General features: G+C 78.1%; 1 protein-coding gene. It reads left to right on the forward strand.

Going from position 1 to position 1502, the window contains the following annotated elements; genetic code table 11:
* The coding region (locus HLB09_RS16985; RefSeq protein WP_212771302.1) for a bifunctional uroporphyrinogen-III C-methyltransferase/uroporphyrinogen-III synthase at positions 1-1502 on the forward strand (1502 nt) is incomplete at both ends.

The following is a 1502-nucleotide window of genomic DNA, read 5'->3' on the forward strand; positions in this document are numbered from 1 at the left end:
CCCGGGCGACCCGGGGCTCCTCACCGTCCGCGCCGCCGAGCTGGTCGACCGGGCCGAGGTCGTCGTCGTCGACGGCCCGGTCGGCGCCGCGCTCGTCGGCCGGCTCTCGCCCGGCGGCGCCGAGGTGCTCGACGCCCGGGCGGTCCAGGAGGCCAGCGACCCGACGCCGTCGGCGCGGGCGCGGGCCACCACCCGGCTGATCACGCGCGCCGCGCGCGCCGGGCGCCGCGTGGTGCGCGTGCTGCCGGGCGACGCGGCGACCTTCGAGGGGCTGGCGGAGGAGCTGCTGGCGTGCCACCGCGCGTCGGTGCCCTTCGAGGTCGTCCCCGGGGTCTCCCCGGCCGTCGCCGTCCCCGTCTACGCGGGCGTGCCCGTCACGACGGCGGGCGTCGACCGGGTGCACGTCGTCGACACGACGACCGAGCCCCCGGACGCGGCGGGCCTCGCCGCGGCCAAGGAGACCGTCGTGCTCCTGGGCGGGCGCGAGGGCCTCGCCGCCGCCGCCCGGGCCCTCGTCGCGGCGGGGCGCAGCGCCTCGTCGCCCGTCGCCGTCACCTCCGGCGGCACGACGACGTCGCAGCGGACGGCCACGGCCTCGCTCGCCGAGCTGCCCGGCCTCCTCGAGAGCAGCGGGGAGGACGCCTGGCCGAGCCCGCTCGTGGCCGTCACCGGCCCCGGCGTCGCGCTGCGCGAGCGCACCTCGTGGTACGAGAACCGGCCGCTCTTCGGCTGGCGCGTGCTCGTGCCTCGCACGCAGGCGCAGGCGGGGGGCATGAGCGCCCTGCTCGCCGAGGCGGGCGCCACCGGCGAGGTCGTCCCGACGATCTCCGTGGAGCCGCCGCGGACCCCGCACCAGATGGAGAAGGCCGTCACCGGCCTCGTCACCGGCCGCTACGAGTGGATCGGCTTCACGTCCGCCAACGCGGTGCGGGCCGTCCGCGAGAAGTTCGCCGAGTACGGGCTCGACGCCCGCGCCTTCGCGGGGCTCAAGGTGGCCGCGGTCGGCGGCGTGACGGCGCAGGCCCTGCGCGACTGGGGCATCGAGCCCGACCTCGTGCCCACGGGCGAGGAGTCCGCCAAGGGGCTGCTCGCCGACTGGCCGGCCTACGACGACGTGCTGGACCCGATCAACAGGGTCCTGCTCCCGCGCGCCGACATCGCCACGGACACCCTCGTCGCGGGTCTCACCGAGCTCGGCTGGGAGGTGGACGACGTCACGGCCTACCGCACCGTCCGGGCCGCGCCGCCGGCCGCCGACGTGCGGGACGCCATCAAGAACGGCGCCTTCGACGCCGTCGTCTTCACGTCGTCCTCCACGGTCCGCAACCTCGTCGGGATCGCGGGCAAGCCGAACCCGAGCACCGTCGTGGCGTGCATCGGCCCGGCGACGGCGCAGACGGCCGTCGAGCACGGGCTGCGCGTCGACGTGCTGGCGCCCGAGCCCAGCGCGGCCTCGCTCGTGGCGGCGCTCGCCGACCACGGCGCGGCGCTCGCCGCGGCGG

Source organism: Pseudokineococcus marinus (assembly GCF_013004605.1).
GTDB lineage: Bacteria > Actinomycetota > Actinomycetes > Actinomycetales > Quadrisphaeraceae > Pseudokineococcus > Pseudokineococcus marinus.